This is a genomic window from Algoriphagus machipongonensis, assembly GCF_000166275.1.
Taxonomy (GTDB): Bacteria; Bacteroidota; Bacteroidia; order Cytophagales; family Cyclobacteriaceae; genus Algoriphagus; species Algoriphagus machipongonensis.
This window is the reverse complement of record NZ_CM001023.1, coordinates 534,967-550,556: the sequence shown is the minus strand read 5'-3', so window position 1 is coordinate 550,556 and position 15,590 is coordinate 534,967. Positions and strand designations below refer to the sequence as shown.

Sequence of the window (15,590 nt, the reverse complement as noted above, 5' to 3'; positions counted from 1 at the left end):
GCTTCATTTAGCTTTCCTGCACATGTTTTAGATACAAGCGACGGAAGTAAACAAACAAAAGTGTTAGAAGCCCTACAATAGCACATCCAAAAACCATCCCTTTTACCAATCTGATCTCCGTTCGCTCCAATGGCAACCTAGGAGAGTCAATGATTTGAATAAGTGGAGAGTTGTTACGGTGATTTACTTTGGCGATTTCCAGGTTTTTTACAATCTCTTCATAAACTGCTCCTGTAGCCTGCACATCGATTTGCCTTTTCTTAACATCTATGGTAGCTGAAGATAAAAGCGGATTGACATTGGGAACCCGATCCGTAGCTGATGCGTACGCTCCGATGCTTTGATCTAGGATCGAACGAACTGAATCAGCCTGAGATTGTAAAATGGAGAGATTTTCACTGGTCTTTTTTGTCTTTGTGTCTTTATAAAACTCATTGACATTTTCCACCAATCGCTCATTAAAAGCTTTTGCGTAAAGCTCATCTTTAGAAGAAACAGTAACCTTGATGATACTTAGCTTTCGGTCAGGCTTGGTCACACTCAATTGATAATCCCGAACCAATTTTGCTACTTCTTTAACCACTGAATCCTGGGAAACAGTGAATTCTTCTCTAGGAATAGAAAAGTCCATGGAAGGAATATCAACCTTTGAGGACCATTTTTTGTCCAACTCCTCAAACTCCACAAATCGATCGATCAATAATTCATCCTCATCAAAAGGGCTTAACAAAGCCTCGTCAATCATTCGATCTGACTTGTACAACTCCATGATATTGTCTCCTTGAAACAAACCACTAGTGCTTCCCAATGAACCAAGGTTTACACCTACCAAAGAAGCTAATCCTGACATTTGGCCAACACCTCCACCATCACCTTCTTCGAGTACAAAGGAGGTACTTGCATTAAATACCGGCTTTTTAAAGATCGACACCAATGCTCCTAAAGCCATCCCAATCAAACCTGCTAGAATAAGTATTTTCCACTGCGAAAGGAAATAGGTAACCCATTCACTAAAGTTTTGGAATACCTCTTTAAACGTAAATTGATTGTCTGAAAAATGCTTACTTCCTGCCATTACCAGTTGATTTGAGAAATAACAAGTCCTAATGTTGCCAATCCTGTCGTGATCCCAACAATTTCCCCTAAACGAAGAGGAACTTTAGGGCCTTTGGTAGGTACAATGACCTCTGCTCCAGGCTCCACAGGCGGATAATTTCTAATTCCTAAAAATCCTTTCGTTCGCTTTACAGCTCCGTTGGCATAAACCACATAAGTTTGCTTCCTATTGGCTCTTCTTTCAAAGCCTCCTGCGCCATTAATATAATGTTTGAGACTTCTATTTGACTCATGACGTAAGGTAGTTGGATATACGACATCTCCACGCATTCGGACTGTCTGAAGCAGCTTAGGAACAGATAAAATATCTCCTTCCTCCAATAATAAATCATCTTCAGAACCAGGGTTTTTAACAATTGCTTCTAGGTCTATCGCCACAGCTTCTGTTTCCTTTATTTTCACTGCAAAGCCTGGTGTTTCTGAAGCAATTTGATCTAAGGATTCTTTTTTCGTTTGTGCCAATTGGGTATCCACAGGGGAATCTTTTTCCTTCGGCAAATCCTTGAATAACCTTGCCAATAACTCTTCCTGAGCTTCAGAGTTATTCGGGTCCTCAATCAGTTGCAGTCGTAGTGATTCCAAATTTCTTTGTCTTCTGATTTGTTCAGACTCTGTATTAAAAAATTCAGTTCTTCTGATGAGTGTAGCTCCTTTGGAATAGGCAAACTGATTCAATCCTCCAGCCCTATTTATCAAATCAGAAATACGTTCCTCGCTCGTTTGGATAGCAAAAATCCCAGGAGAATTAACCTGACCTTCTACAGCTACTAATTTCTGCATATTAAAATTCGCTCGCTTTCTCACAATTACCTGATCGTAGGCAAGCAAAGTATTACCCTCTGGATTATAAGATAAATCTGCATTGACCTGCGTAGGAATGATTTCTGAAAGTGTCCCCAAGTCCCCATCTTCCAATCTTCTAGCAATCTCAATATCCTGGGTATTGGCTGATTCTTGCAAGCCACCCGCCATGATAATTAACTCCTCCACTTTCATGGATTCTGAGAAAGGGTAAACTCCGGGTCTTTTTACTTCACCAAGTACCTGAACGTACTTTTCATTATTGATATCATAAATACTAGCAACCCTGACAACGTCTTCTCTTTTCAAAAGGACATCCTCTGCAGTTCCATCCAAAATTTCTTGAAGATTTACTTGAATCATCTCGGAACTCAAATCTTCTTTGGTCCTTAAAATACTGGCTTGTGCGGTATAAGCATCACCACGGAGTCCTTCCGCATTTTTAATCAATTGAGAAATGGTCAGCCCTTCTGTCAAAGCAAAAGTCCCTTCTCTATAAACAGCTCCTTTGATTTGGACACGGTTGGAATAACGATTCAGGATTCTCTGAACGGTTATTTCATCACCACCTGCCAATGGAAATAGATTGAATTGACTTTGGTAAAGGTCTGAAACCGAACGCTGATTTCCAGTAATTCTGGAGATAGCTACCCGGTCTTTGAATGCTTCATCGGTAAATCCACCGGCATATTCCAAAAGATCTTCAAATGTATCGTCCCCGTTGATTTCAAAAGTCATTGGACGCTTAACCTCTCCTTTGATTTTTGCTCTGGAAATGAAGGGATTCACCAAAATAACATCTTGATCCTGAAGCTGCTTATCCAATTCTGCTGTTCCATTTACAAGTAGATCGTAAACATCTATCTTCGCTATTTCTTCATTATTTCTGACCAACTTTATAGCTCGCATAGTTCCATTTTCATTCGGACCTCCCGCAGCATAAAGCGCATTAAAAACCGTGGAAAAAGCACTTAAAGTAAATGTCCCTGGAAGCCTAACTTCACCAAGAATATGGACTTTGATGGTTCTTACATCACCTAACGTAACTTTCAAAAAGGTCGAGGGATTGCTTCCGCTTAGACCCGAATAGTATCTTGCTACTCGATTTTTTATGATCCCTGTGGCCTCTTCAATACTTTTTCCTGAGACAGACACCGGACCTATATTATCTAAGAGCACAAACCCATCAGGATTTACTGTAGCTTCATAATACTGCTCCGACTCACCGTAAATATCCACATAAATCAAATCCCCTGGGCCAAGAATATAGCTTTTTGGAGTAGCCTGATTTAAGCTTGGCTCAAAACTTAGTCTTCTGTTTTTTTGATAAAATAACGAAGTTCCAAAAATTTGATTCTCTAAATCAACCTCTTCAAAAGTAGACTGAGGTTTATAGAACCCATCCATAATCAAGTCAAAGTCTGCTTGCTTTCTGGGGTCTCTTTTGGAGGCTTCACTAGACCTTCTAAATCCAGGCTCACCTAGATCCAGGTTTGCAATTCTTACTTTCAATTTTGACACTTCTGAAGCTGGCATTCCTTGCATCTCTGCCATTTGCAAAAACTCTTCAATAGAAAGTCCTGCTTCTGCAGAGCGATTCAACAGCTCTTGCACCTCAGTGTCGCTCATTTCATCCACCTGGATTTTAGTTAAATCTGTGGACTGCTGTGCAATCACCTGAGGTGTTGCCAATCCCAGGAATGCTAATAAGGTAAAAAAGTACCAGAATCTTTTCTTTAAAATCATGCTTATAAGAGAGGTAATCCGATTAAAGCGGGTGTATATCCAACAAATATGGGGATTAAAAATCCTTGTATTTCTAATTTTCACCAAATATAGTTCCAAAAACCAACTTTCCCGAAAACTACCTTTATTGCTATTCAGTGCAATTTTTACAGATTTCAATTTGAGTTCGATCTGTCAGCAACTGTAATCTGAATAGCTGGTATGCCTTGGATGCCCAAATAGCAGTTAAAGGTTGGAGCTTCATATCTCCCATCACATGCGATGCATCTTTGTCAAAACAACAGGGCACCACTTTTCCATCCCAAGTCACAACGGCCCCTTGCCACATCCTCCAACATTTATTTTCGAGTTTCTTTTTGAGTTTCCATTTTCCCTGTCCATCAGGAATATATCTAGAGTACCCAAGATCTGTAGGAATTAATTCGGAACCATTTTCATAATCGTAGATCTGAGTAGTTTTTAATTGGAGTTCGTCCACTTTCATCTCCTCCACCCATTTTTTTAATTCGGGAAGTTGATGTTCATTTTGTCCTGTAACCAAAAACTGCAAAACTATTCTTGGAAATTTTGAACCCAACTTTTCTCTTTCCTCCACCAATAATTTCAAGCCTTTTTGTACTTTCTCCAAATTTCCTCCTACCCGATATTGCTCATATACGTCTTGTGAAATCCCATCCATGGAGACAATCAACTGCCGAAGTCCACTCTCCAATATCGATTTCACAGTTTTTCTATCCAGATAGTGAGCGTTAGTAGATGTAGAAGTAAAAATCCGATTACTATCTGCAAATTTTACCATTTCCAGAAATCGGGGATTCAAAAAAGGTTCTCCTTGAAAATAAAGGTGAAGCCAACTCAAATGCTTTTTATTCTCTAAAATCACATTTTCAAACAGATTTTCCTGAAGCATACCTGTAGGCCTAGAAAATGACCGAAGTCCCGATGGGCATTCAGGACAGCGCAAATTACAACTGGTGGTTGGCTCTATAGACAAGGTTGTTGGTTTGCCCCAAATCAATGGCTTTCCCACAAGCCGGGAAAATTGAAAAGAAAGTTGCAAAAGCAAGTAATTCCAGACTTTAATAAAAGTCAGATAATTTAAAATTGCCTTTGCCGTGATCCATTTATTCTTCACTCAGGCAAGTAAACTAATTGCTATTGACCTTCAAAATGGAATTCTTTGAATTAATAAAAAGGACTTCAGTTCGTTTACTTACTTTTGAGCAGATAAAAGCCAATTTCATGAGATTCATCCGATTTTCTCTTTATTCATTCTTATTACTTCTAGTTTTTTCTTGCCAAAAAAGCACAGAAGAATGTCAGCTGGACCCCAAGATTTTAGATCAGGATTTAAACTTGCAATTCACGCGTTTGGAAGATGAGTTTTTCAATGCAAAATCTGCCGAAGACTTTGAATTCCTAATCGAAAAATATCCTGATTTCGCGGAAGACTATTTAGGCAGGAGCCTCTACTCTTCACCTGACACTTTGATATCAGAATTAATCGCCATTCACCAAGATTCTGCCATGAATGTTCTTTACGACTCAGTCAAAGTTCATTTTCAGGATCTTTCTGAGGTAGAAAAAGACTTGGAGAATGCCTTTAAATATATCAAATACTATTTCCCTGAATTTAAAGTACCTAAAGTCTATACCTTTTTAAGTGGCTTTAACAGCGACCTAATTTTAAGTGAAGATCTAATCGTCATTGGTTTAGATTATTTCCTTCCCCCGAGCCACGAATTCCAACCAGATTTACCTCGGTACATGGCAGAACGATATGATAGCCCATATATCGTTCCTATGATAGTAACGGCAATCTCTTCAAAGTTCAATAAAACCAACCCAGCTGATAATACCATGTTGGCTGAAATGATCTATTACGGCAAAGCCTATCATTTTACAAAGGCAATCTTACCCTGTACTTCTGAAAAATATATCATTGGTTATACCGAAGATGAGATTGCTGAATGCTATGCCAATGAGGAGTATATCTGGTCACATTTTGTAGAAAATGAGCTGCTCTATGAGACCAATCCTTTTGATATCACAAAATACATGGGCGAAGCTCCTTTTACAGATGCTATTAGCACGAAGGCTCCTGGTAGATTAGGAAGATGGTTGGGTTGGAATATCGTTGATGATTATCAATTTAACCAAGATGTCAGCCTTGTAGAACTCATGGACAATCCTGATGCGGAGCAAATATTTAGACAATCAGGCTATAGACCGAGAAACCCAAACGAATAATTCCAACCGAAATCTCACTGGTATAAAATAAAAAAAGCGAGCCTTATTAAAGACTCGCTTTTTCATTTAGCAGGAAAAATTATTCTGGGATGATCACTTGATCAATCACATGGATGACTCCATTCGTAGCATGAATATTTAACATGGAAGGAACCAAGCTACTTTCATTAATCATTAAGCCTGGTAGATCCACAGTTAGACTTTCACCTTCTAATAACGTTGGTAAACTTGCTCCATCTCTTAAATCCTGTGAGAAAGCTCTTGAAGGAACCACATGATATTGTAATACACTCGTCAAAAGATCCAAATCAATATCATCAACTCCATCAACTCCTAAGGTTTCGTAAAGAGCTTCAAACGCAGCATCCGTTGGGGCAAAAACAGTTAGGTTATCTTCAAATCCTCCACTTACCGCATCCACTAGGCCTGCTCTAGTTAATGCCGCTACTAACTGTGTAAACTCTGGAGTTGCTGCCGTAGTACTTTCTACTGCAATTTCTGCAATACTCTGAGTAGGAGGAGTAATAATGTAGTCTAAAGTGTGAATGACACCATTGCTGGCCATTTGATCTGTAGCAATCACCTCAGTATTACCATTGATCCAAACGCTTCCACTAGGATCTATGCTGACAAAAAATGGATCTGAAGTTAAATTGCTTACCGAACCTGCAGTTACATCTGCGGCCATAACACTACCTGAAACAACATGGTAGCTTAAAATATCTGCCAATTCAGCATTACTCAATAAATCAGCTGGTGTGAGACTGTTATTAAGGATATAAGCCTCAATTGCCGCATCATTTGGAGCAAAAACAGTAAACGGGCCTGTTCCACTTAAAGCTCCTTCCAAACCAGCTTCGGCAATCGCTGAGGATAAAATCATAAAGTCAGGATCTCCATCGATCACTTCAACAAGATTTTCTGGTTCTGGGGTCATATCATCATCGTCGTCATCACATGAAGTGAAGCCTACCATGACCATAAGAGCCATTGAAAGCGACAAAAAACGCCATTTCTTAAATTCTGAAATTTTCATTTTAGTTGGTTTTAGGTATCGTAAATAATTGAGTCTATACAACTAACCAAGAAACAAATAGTTTAAAAAATCTAAGTTTAGGCCGACTCGCAATTGTCCCATGTGTTTGAAAAACAAATGATTTTATCAAATCAACTTTTTTGTTAATTCAAAAAACCAAAATAAAAATCTAGGAGGTTCAGGCAATTCTAAATTCCTTTTCATCAGTCGAATCGAAAGGAATATTATTAGGATCTATCACGTTGATCAGTCGGGAAATTGCGATCTCTTTACAAAAATAATTTTCAGCCAATCTTCTGGAATTTTGCTTCATTCTATCCAATAAAACAGGATTACTTTCCATTTCTTCTATGAGGTGAAAACTCTCCTCGATTTTTCCTGGAAGAAAAGTAAGTCCAAGTTTATTTTTGATCGTCAACTGGTAAACCCAACCTTTATGATTGACTAGAATAGCCTTTCCTGCGGCAATCGCATCAAAGAACTTGTTGGGACTATTGGTTTTTAAAACAGGCAAATGAGCAAATGAAATCCAGGCAAAATCGACCATTGAAAGCACCTCATTTACTTTTTCCTTGGAGCCAAAAGGGACGAAGATCACGTTTTGTAGTTGGGATTTGCTAGCCAATTGCTTCAAAGCCTGTTCTTGGCTTCCTTTTCCCATAATAATAAACTGCCAATTTTTGCCTTTCTGCTGAGCAACTTTCGCTAAAGCCAAAAGCTCCTCTACTGCATTCACCTTGCCCAAAGCACCCGTATAAGCAAAAGTCAATTCATCTTTCAACTGATACTTTTGAAGAATCCTCTCCTGTTTTTTCTGTGGAAAAAATGTCTGGACATCCGAAAAATTTGGAATCAGTTGAACCTGTGAATCTGGACTTACTTTTCTTAAATGCTCAGCAATTCCCGGGGACAAAGCCACCAATTTCAGCGCATGCCTATAGATCTTAGCTTCTACTTTTTTTAAGTACTTAATCGCCAATGGATTTTTAATCGCTTTCACTTCTATGGGTGCTTGTGGCCAAAGGTCTCTCACCTCAAAAATGTACGGAAGAGCCATTTTCCTCTTCGCCCACAAACCTATCCATCCTGTAGTCAAGGGAGTAGAAGTTATATACAGTAAATCAGGTCTAGAAAGTCTTTTCAAAAGCCTTTTCGCCAAATAGGAAAAAGTAAAGAAAGCCTTCACACGTTTTATAAACCCGAATTTTTGATCATAGGATACTGGCAAATAATGGACTTTAATCCCATCAATCCACTGCTGATCATATTCTAAATTATTCCCGGCAGTAATCATTTCCACCTCATACCCCGCATCCACCAAGCCTTTGGCCAAATGATAGGACCTTACAGCCCCTCCTTCCTTTGGGGTTTTAAAATACTGGTGGATGTAAATTACTTTCATAGCTTTCGCAATTTCACCCATTCTGCCAAAAGAAACAGGTTATAGAGTTCTAAAAAATAATTTTTGATCCCGGACTCAGGGTTTTTCGCTAATTCTCTCATTCCCTTAGGAAATGACTTTCCATGACTAGCTTCAAATGCTTTTATACTGTGAAATACCCTTTTGGAGAATTCTCCTCTTTCAGCAAACCATTCTTGAAGTGGTAATCCAAACCCCATTTTCTTTCTTTTAGAAATAGATTCTAAACCGGATTCATTCAATAATTCTCGAATCCATTGTTTCTTTTTTAAGAAGGAATCCGTTTTTATATCCATCCAAAATGAAAGCATTTTTTGATCTAAATAGGGTGCTCTTCCTTCAAGACCCTGCGCCATCAAAAGTTGATCATTTATTTTCAAAACATCCTGAACGAGGTATTGTTGCCTATCAAAATCCAGGACTCTTTTATACGAACTCAATTGGGAGTTGAAATTCCGCTCGCTATCCATGGCCAAATCATCAGAAATGGGGCGAAGGGCCGCAAAATTTTGAAATGTTTTATTGGCAGAATCACTGATTGAATTTAAAAACTTAGCATAAGAGCGATTTAATGGCAGGTATTGAAGTAGGGGTCTGATTTTCCTAATCCAATGATAGTTGTTCAAATAATAGTCAAAAGCCTGGTGACGTTGGTATCCTCCCCAGAGTTCATCGGCACCGGCTCCTGTGATCATCACTTTGACAGATTTCTTTGCTTCTTTTCCAATCAACCAAGTGAGAAAACCTGCGGAATCTCCAATAGGGAAGTCGACACTAGACAAGTATTCCTCCCAATTTTCCCAAAAAACATCCTGGTCCACAGAAACCAAATGGTGTTGTGCTGGAACTTTCTTTATTAGCTCTCTTGCTGCATCCGCATCAGAATACTTTTTCCTATATTTCTGTTCTACCTGAAGGGTAAATGCTGGGAGCTCAACCCCTGTTTGTTGGTACCAGGTAGCATATAACAAACTGCTATCGGCTCCTCCACTCATCATCATACCCACTGGCACATCTGCGTGAAATTGCTCTTGGACCACCTGCTCCAAGAGACTTTTAAATGACTCTTTATTTTGTGCTAACTCCTTGGATGCCGGTAAAGCAATATTGTCCCAGCGAAAGGTAGAATGCTGGAAAATTTGGCTAAACCTACTGGGTTTCCATTCTTTAATCCCTTTAAAAAAAGTATTCCCCAATAAGGGGCTACGGTTATAGAAAAAGTGTTCCCATTGATTCTCGTCGATTGGAGATTTGGTTTGGGTATTAATAGCAATGGCCTCCGAGGAAAGAATCAGCCGATCTTGATTTTGTGAATAATACAGAGGTTTTTCTCCGTTTCTATCTCTTCCTACCAAAAGGGATTTATTCGTTAAATCCACATAAATAAAGGCAAACATCCCTTCCAACTTGTTTAATCCTTCAGACCCAAAGAGACGGATCCAATGCAATAAAACCTCTGTATCGCTTTCCGTCTGAAATTCAACTCCCATCTTTGAAAGCAAGCTTTTTAGGGCCTTATGATTATAAATTTCACCATTCCAAAGGAGCAATGATTTACCATCTTCAGAGCTAAAGGGTTGGTCTGCTTCCTGTCCAGGATGAATAATTTTAAGTCGATTTACCCCTATCCAAAGTCCCGGCCATGGGCTAAAAGTTTCTTCTTGATCAGGGCCTCGATGGTGACTTTGACGCATCATCTCTCGGATAGAGTCTTCATTGGCGTTTTTACCCCAAATCAAATGGATACCACACATCAGTCTTCCGTTTTGACAGCCTTCCCATAGTTCTTTTCAAAGTACTTACAGAAATGAGTTAGGCTACATTCTTCACATTTGGGCTTACGTGCTAAGCAAACATACCTACCATGCAAAATCAACCAATGATGGGCTACATGAACATATTCTTTTGGGATATGGCGAATTAATTGTTTTTCTACTTCCAATGGGGTTTTGGCTGTCTGGGTGACCAAACCCAATCGTTTGGAAACTCGGAATACATGAGTATCCACAGCCATATTGGGTTGATTCCAAACAACCGAGGTGATAACATTGGCAGTTTTTCTACCTACTCCAGGGAGCTTGATCAACTCAGATACCGTCTCTGGAATCTGCCCATTAAAATCCTCCACCAGCATTTTCCCTAAGCCCAATAAGTGCTTGGTTTTATTATTAGGGTAAGAAACGGATTTGATGTAAGGAAAAAGTTCGTCAAAATTGGAAGCTGCCAAAAACTCTGGTTCTGGGAAATCTTTGAAAAGTGCAGGAGTAACCATGTTGATTCGTTTATCTGTGCACTGGGCAGATAATACCACTGCCACTAGGAGCTGAAATGGATTCTCATATTGCAGTTCCGTTTCTGCTACAGGCATGTTTTCAGAAAAATGATTGATAAAAGCTTCGTAACGTTCCTTTTTCAGCATGTATCTGGATTTATTTTTGAATTTGAAGATAGTTAAATTGAGAAATTGGAGCTGTGAAATTGAAAAATTTTATCTTTCCTACTTACTTCAGACTAATCCCGACTATGAAAAAATTAATTTTTAGCATTTGCTCTCTCCTTTTATTTGGCACTGGATTGTTTGGACAAACTCGTCCTAGGGAAGCTGGAGTTCCATTTGGAATTTTATCTCCAGGCAACCTAAATGCCATTACTGATGTGCCGGGAGTGAAAGTGGGGCATTTTACAAAAATCGAAGGAAGCAACATCCGTACAGGAGTGACTGCTATACTACCTCATGGGGGTAATATTTTTCAGCAAAAAGTCCCAGGCGCTGTTTATGTAGGAAATGGATTTGGCAAACTGGCTGGAACGACCCAAGTGATGGAATTGGGATCCATAGAAACTCCTATTATTCTGACCAATACCCTGAGTGTGGCAGCTGGTATAGAAGGTGCTGTGAAGTATAGTTTAAGCCTACCTGGTAATGAAACTATCCATTCTGTAAATGCGGTGGTGGGAGAAACCAATGATGCTTACCTCAATGATATTCGAGGAATGCATATTTCGGCAGAAGAGGTAATGGAAACCATCAAATCTGCAAAATCAGGCCCCGTGGAAGAGGGAAATGTAGGAGCAGGAACAGGTACCATTTGTTTTGGTTGGAAAGGTGGAATTGGCACCTCCTCCAGAAAACTTCCTGAGAGCCTTGGGGGATATACTGTGGGAGTATTAGTGCAGACTAATTTTGGTGGAAATTTACAGATAGGAGGAGTACCTGTTGGAGAAAAACTGGGAATATATCCTTTCAAAGACGCTTTGGAAAAATCAGATGGAAGCTGCATGATTGTCATAGCTACTGATGCTCCGGTATTGGACAGAAACCTGGAAAGAATGGCTAAACGAGCTATGATGGGATTAGCTAAAACCGGAGGAATTGCTTCTAACGGCTCAGGGGATTATGTCATTGCTTTTAGCACTGCCGAAAATTTGAGAATTCCCTATGTAAAGCCTAACCTTGAGCTAGAGAAGGCCGAATTCCTTCAAAATGATGACATGACGTCCTTGTTTTTGGCAGTAATTGAAGCCACCGAAGAAGCTATTATCAATTCACTTTTCGCAGCAGAAACGATGGAAGGAAAAGAGGGAAGAATCGTAGAAAAGTTGCCAACAGAAAAAGTATTGGAGTGGATTAAAAATAAGAACTAGCTATGGATAATGCAGGATATTCAGGAACACCTTTGGCAAAAAAACTAGGAATCAAATCAGGAATGGTGGTCCAAGTATTGTTTTGCCCTAAAGCCTATTTATCCTTTTTTAGTGATTTCCCGGACTATGTTCACTTGGAAATCAAACCGGAATATTCTAAGCAAGCCGATTTGATACACCTGTTTGTACATAGTGAAGAAGAACTGGAAATTGGTTTTAAACATGCATCAAAGCACCTTAGAAAGTCCGGTTCTCTCTGGATCAGCTGGCCTAAGAAAACCTCAGGAATCCTTACTGAGGTAGATAAATTTCCTATCCGATCCTATGGACTAGAAAATGGATTGGTCGATGTAAAAGTCGCCGCAATTGATGAGCAATGGAGCGGATTGAAATTTATGTATAGGGTTAAGGATCGATAAAATTTTATTCCTTACCAAAATTCTATTCCAACCTTTCAATTGAAATATATTTAGCATAATATTTAACTTTTCTAATAATATTAGGTAACTTTTAAAGCATTTAACTAGAATTTTGTTCAGCTCTGTTTTTTTTTCGCTGCATAAATATTGGTTGATGAATTCAGTCCTGTAGGCTGAAAAATACTTTTCTCAACATTCTAATATCATTCAAATGGACACTACATCCCCACACCCAACACCAGAAAACATTCTTAAAATTGGTTCTGGATTTATGGCCTGTAAAGCACTCTTGACGGCTGTTAAATTTGACCTATTCACCAAACTTTCTGCTCATCCCGATCAAAAAGCCTTGGCTTTAAAAAAGCAACTTGATCTCAATTGTACCGATAGACATTTTTATGATTTTATGGATGGACTATATGGATTGGGATTTCTAACCCGAACGGGAATTTTGGAGACTGCACTGTATTCCAACTCTCAGGATACAGAAGTTTTCTTAGATAAAAACAAACCTTCGTACATCGGTGGAATCTTAGAAATGATGAATGCTAGGCTCTATGGTTTTTGGGGTAATCTTGAAGAAGGATTAAAAACTGGAACTCCACAAAATGAAGCTAAAAACGGGGTAAATATCTTTGAGGAAATTTATAAGGAGCCGGAGCTTCTGGAGACCTTTGTCAACGGTATGACGGGTGTTCAGATTGGCAACTTTATGGCTTTTGCCAAGCAATTTGATTTCTCAAAGTTTAAGACTCTTACTGACGCAGGCGGATCTGCAGGTTACTTATCCTTGATGGTGGCTCAGGAAAATCCTCATATGAGTTGTGTGACCTTTGACCTACCTCCATTAAATCCTATCGCCAATGCGACCATCAAAAAATTTAATCTGGCAGATCGAGTAAAGAGTCAAAGTGGTGATTTTTTTATGGAAGCAATTCCTAAAGCTGATATGATCGTGATGGGGAATATCCTACATGATTGGAACAAAAAAGAAAAAATAAAATTGATGCAAAAAGCCTACGATTCACTTCCAGAAGAAGGTGTATTTGTGGCTATTGAAAACATTATAGATCAGGAAAGAAAACATAATGTTTTTGGGTTGATGATGAGCCTAAATATGCTCATCGAAACTGAGGGAGGCTTTGATTATACCTTTGATGATTTTCAATCTTGGGGCAAAGAAGTTGGTTTTAAATCTTTTGAAATTCTTCCATTAGCAGGTCCGGCAAGTGCTGCCATCGCTTATAAATGATAATTTTTCAAGCAAAAATTAGAAATCAGATTTGAATTATTCGGTTCAAATCTGATTTCAATTTGTATTTTATGTATATGAATTGCATTTTTTCGTATATTCAGCTAATTAATCGAAGCCAACTTGAAATTTTTACAGTGGATTTCGAATATGATTTTTAGGCGACCAAACTAGACCATTTGCCCATTTGATCCGAAAAAAACGGGTCGTTTATTACTAATTTATTTCAGATGAGGGTCAAAGATTCGATCAGTGCTATTTACCCAAACATGGGGTATTGGTTGATGCTATTTATTGCAGGGGTATTTGGTGGATTTTATTTTACTTATTTCTCAAAATTAACAAGCCCATTTCCTGGAATTGTCCATATCCATTTTTCATTGATGAGTGTTTGGGTGGGCATGGCAATTACCCAACCTTTATTAATTAAGTATAGAAAGCTTTCGCTACACAGAAAAATAGGTAAACTCTCCTATCTCCTGATTCCTTTGGTAATTTTGACTTCATTTTTGATGATGCGGCATAGTTATCAAACTCAGCTAGCATTATTAACAGAGAATATTTCCAATGGACAGGAAATTATGTCCCTAAATGAGGGTTTAATCCTTTTAGGATCTTATCAGGCTATTGGCTTAGTCTATTTGTTCTGGCTAAGTATTTTCTATTCTCTTGCTATTTATTTTAAGAAATCACCCGCATTACATGCCCGGTTTATGGTGGCCACAGTTTTAACTTTTATGGGCCCTACACTAGATCGCATTCTCTATTTTTGGTTTGATGTGAAGTACATTCTTCCCGGCCTTGGACCTGAGTATGTTTCCTTTCTTTTGATAGATATCATCCTCCTAATTTTATTGTACTTTGATTTTAAAAAGGGCAGAAACTTATTTCCATTGATCACTTCATTGTCCCTATACCTCCTATTTCAGATTTTATATTTCATCGTTCCATTGTCAGAGCCTTTTTCAAAACTGATGAAGTTCCTTTTGGACTAAACCCAAGAAACCATGAAAAGAAGAAAATTTATTCAAAGCTCAGCACTCAGCGTGATCTCCGTGAGTGCATTCGGATTTATACAGTTTGACGGGAAAAAATATATTGGAGACTGTGAAACCACTACGGATATTTTAGGCCCATTTTACAGACCTGATAGTCCCATGAGAAGCAACTTAAATGTTGCCGGCAAAAAGGGTAAGCCTATTCATCTAACTGGTATCATTATGAATGATGATTGTGACACTCCGTACGCCAATGCTAAAGTTGAATTATGGCATTGCGATGAGGAAGGTGTCTATGACAATTCTACTCCTGCTTATAATTACCGTGGAACAGTTATGACAGACTCTAAAGGGCAATATTCATTCGACACCATCTTACCTGTTCCATATGATGCCGGAGGAGGCATGATCCGGCCTGCCCATTATCATTTAATGATTACCGCAGAGGGATATCAGACTTTGGTAACACAACTATATTTCTCAGGAGACGAGAACATAAAAAAAGATCCTTGGGCCTCCAATGACGCCGCAAAAAATAGAGTATTGCAAGTCACTCCCGATGGTAATAATGGTAGCATTGTTTCTTATAATGTAGGCCTTTCCAAAAAATTAGGAATGGAAAAGGCTTCCCTTGAAAAATTAGTCGGAATCTATAAGTCTGAAGATGGAGAGGAAGGAAAAATAGAACTGTTCCAAAAAGAAGGGAGACTCTGGATAAAAAATGAAGTATTTGGAATCGCCTTCGATTATTTGGGAGACAATACTTTCGACTATCCAGGATTACACGATGGATCTTATCGAAGGATGATATTCCAACCCGACGGTAAATTTAAATTAGAAATGTTTCGACCAGGTTCAGAAATTCAATCCCAATCCTATATCAAAGTATCTTAAATCGACCTTACTA

The 15,590-nt window shown here is 38.7% G+C and carries 13 protein-coding genes; 6 read left to right on the top strand and 7 right to left on the bottom strand.

The annotated features are described in order from the left end of the window. Positions 1-7 precede the first annotated feature (7 nt). The 3 genes from ALPR1_RS02250 to ALPR1_RS02240 form a co-directional block, all read right to left on the bottom strand. Positions 8-1,075 carry a GumC domain-containing protein gene (locus tag ALPR1_RS02250; RefSeq protein WP_008198122.1) on the bottom strand — a complete coding sequence of 356 codons (1,068 nt, stop codon included), beginning with the start codon at positions 1,073-1,075 and terminating at the stop codon, positions 8-10. Then, positions 1,075-3,663, bottom strand: coding sequence for an SLBB domain-containing protein (locus ALPR1_RS02245; RefSeq protein WP_008198121.1), 2,589 nt, complete (start codon positions 3,661-3,663; stop codon positions 1,075-1,077). Before ALPR1_RS02245 ends, ALPR1_RS02250 begins: the two co-directional genes overlap by 1 nt. Positions 3,664-3,793: 130 nt before the next feature. Next, on the bottom strand, positions 3,794-4,798 hold the full coding sequence (locus tag ALPR1_RS02240) for an SPASM domain-containing protein (RefSeq protein WP_008198120.1): 1,005 nt from the start codon (positions 4,796-4,798) through the stop codon (positions 3,794-3,796). Between the two features lie 107 nt (positions 4,799-4,905). On the opposite strand from ALPR1_RS02240, the gene gldB reads away from it, so the two are divergent. After that, positions 4,906-5,913, top strand: a complete 1,008-nt coding sequence (gldB, locus tag ALPR1_RS02235; protein ID WP_040303144.1) for a gliding motility lipoprotein GldB — start codon at positions 4,906-4,908, stop codon at positions 5,911-5,913. 79 nt (positions 5,914-5,992) lie between these two features. Here gldB and ALPR1_RS02230 read toward each other — a convergent pair whose 3' ends face one another. The 4 genes from ALPR1_RS02230 to nth form a co-directional block, all read right to left on the bottom strand. Then, positions 5,993-6,949: a fasciclin domain-containing protein gene (locus tag ALPR1_RS02230; RefSeq protein ID WP_040302473.1), complete on the bottom strand. Its 957-nt coding sequence runs from the start codon at positions 6,947-6,949 to the stop codon at positions 5,993-5,995. A gap of 178 nt (positions 6,950-7,127) precedes the next feature. Next, a complete protein-coding gene (locus ALPR1_RS02225) occupies positions 7,128-8,351 on the bottom strand; it encodes a glycosyltransferase family 4 protein (RefSeq protein ID WP_008198117.1) in 1,224 nt (407 codons plus the stop codon). Continuing rightward, positions 8,348-10,123, bottom strand: a complete 1,776-nt coding sequence (asnB, locus tag ALPR1_RS02220; RefSeq protein WP_008198115.1) for an asparagine synthase (glutamine-hydrolyzing) — start codon at positions 10,121-10,123, stop codon at positions 8,348-8,350. Before asnB ends, ALPR1_RS02225 begins: the two co-directional genes overlap by 4 nt. Next, positions 10,123-10,788: an endonuclease III gene (gene nth / locus ALPR1_RS02215; protein WP_008198113.1), complete on the bottom strand. Its 666-nt coding sequence runs from the start codon at positions 10,786-10,788 to the stop codon at positions 10,123-10,125. Before nth ends, asnB begins: the two co-directional genes overlap by 1 nt. Positions 10,789-10,892: 104 nt before the next feature. On the opposite strand from nth, the gene ALPR1_RS02210 reads away from it, so the two are divergent. The 5 genes from ALPR1_RS02210 to ALPR1_RS02190 all read left to right on the top strand — a co-directional run bounded on the left by ALPR1_RS02210 (position 10,893) and on the right by ALPR1_RS02190 (position 15,577). Further along, complete coding sequence (locus ALPR1_RS02210; protein ID WP_008198112.1) at positions 10,893-12,014, top strand: P1 family peptidase; 1,122 nt, start codon at positions 10,893-10,895, stop codon at positions 12,012-12,014. A gap of 2 nt (positions 12,015-12,016) precedes the next feature. Beyond that, a complete protein-coding gene (locus ALPR1_RS02205) occupies positions 12,017-12,433 on the top strand; it encodes a DUF3052 family protein (protein ID WP_008198111.1) in 417 nt (138 codons plus the stop codon). Between the two features lie 211 nt (positions 12,434-12,644). Beyond that, positions 12,645-13,685, top strand: a complete 1,041-nt coding sequence (locus ALPR1_RS02200) for a methyltransferase (protein WP_008198108.1) — start codon at positions 12,645-12,647, stop codon at positions 13,683-13,685. Positions 13,686-13,915: 230 nt separating this feature from the next. After that, the gene (locus ALPR1_RS02195) at positions 13,916-14,680 is read left to right on the top strand and encodes a hypothetical protein (protein WP_008198106.1); all 765 of its coding nucleotides are present in this window, start codon (positions 13,916-13,918) and stop codon (positions 14,678-14,680) included. 12 nt (positions 14,681-14,692) lie between these two features. Then, a complete protein-coding gene (locus tag ALPR1_RS02190; protein ID WP_008198104.1) occupies positions 14,693-15,577 on the top strand; it encodes a dioxygenase family protein in 885 nt (294 codons plus the stop codon). The last annotated feature ends 13 nt before the right edge of the window (positions 15,578-15,590 follow it).

Excerpts from the sequence above, each read along its gene's own strand:
- ALPR1_RS02250 (WP_008198122.1), bottom strand. The coding sequence starts at position 1,075 with ATGGCAGGAAGTAAGCATTTTTCAGACAATCAATTTACGTTTAAAGAG.
- ALPR1_RS02245 (WP_008198121.1), bottom strand. The coding sequence starts at position 3,663 with ATGATTTTAAAGAAAAGATTCTGGTACTTTTTTACCTTATTAGCATTC.
- gldB (WP_040303144.1), top strand. The coding sequence starts at position 4,906 with ATGAGATTCATCCGATTTTCTCTTTATTCATTCTTATTACTTCTAGTT.
- ALPR1_RS02230 (WP_040302473.1), bottom strand. The coding sequence starts at position 6,949 with ATGAAAATTTCAGAATTTAAGAAATGGCGTTTTTTGTCGCTTTCAATG.
- ALPR1_RS02225 (WP_008198117.1), bottom strand. The coding sequence starts at position 8,351 with ATGAAAGTAATTTACATCCACCAGTATTTTAAAACCCCAAAGGAAGGA.
- asnB (WP_008198115.1), bottom strand. The coding sequence starts at position 10,123 with ATGTGTGGTATCCATTTGATTTGGGGTAAAAACGCCAATGAAGACTCT.
- nth (WP_008198113.1), bottom strand. The coding sequence starts at position 10,788 with ATGCTGAAAAAGGAACGTTACGAAGCTTTTATCAATCATTTTTCTGAA.
- ALPR1_RS02210 (WP_008198112.1), top strand. The coding sequence starts at position 10,893 with ATGAAAAAATTAATTTTTAGCATTTGCTCTCTCCTTTTATTTGGCACT.
- ALPR1_RS02205 (WP_008198111.1), top strand. The coding sequence starts at position 12,017 with ATGGATAATGCAGGATATTCAGGAACACCTTTGGCAAAAAAACTAGGA.
- ALPR1_RS02200 (WP_008198108.1), top strand. The coding sequence starts at position 12,645 with ATGGACACTACATCCCCACACCCAACACCAGAAAACATTCTTAAAATT.
- ALPR1_RS02195 (WP_008198106.1), top strand. The coding sequence starts at position 13,916 with ATGAGGGTCAAAGATTCGATCAGTGCTATTTACCCAAACATGGGGTAT.
- ALPR1_RS02190 (WP_008198104.1), top strand. The coding sequence starts at position 14,693 with ATGAAAAGAAGAAAATTTATTCAAAGCTCAGCACTCAGCGTGATCTCC.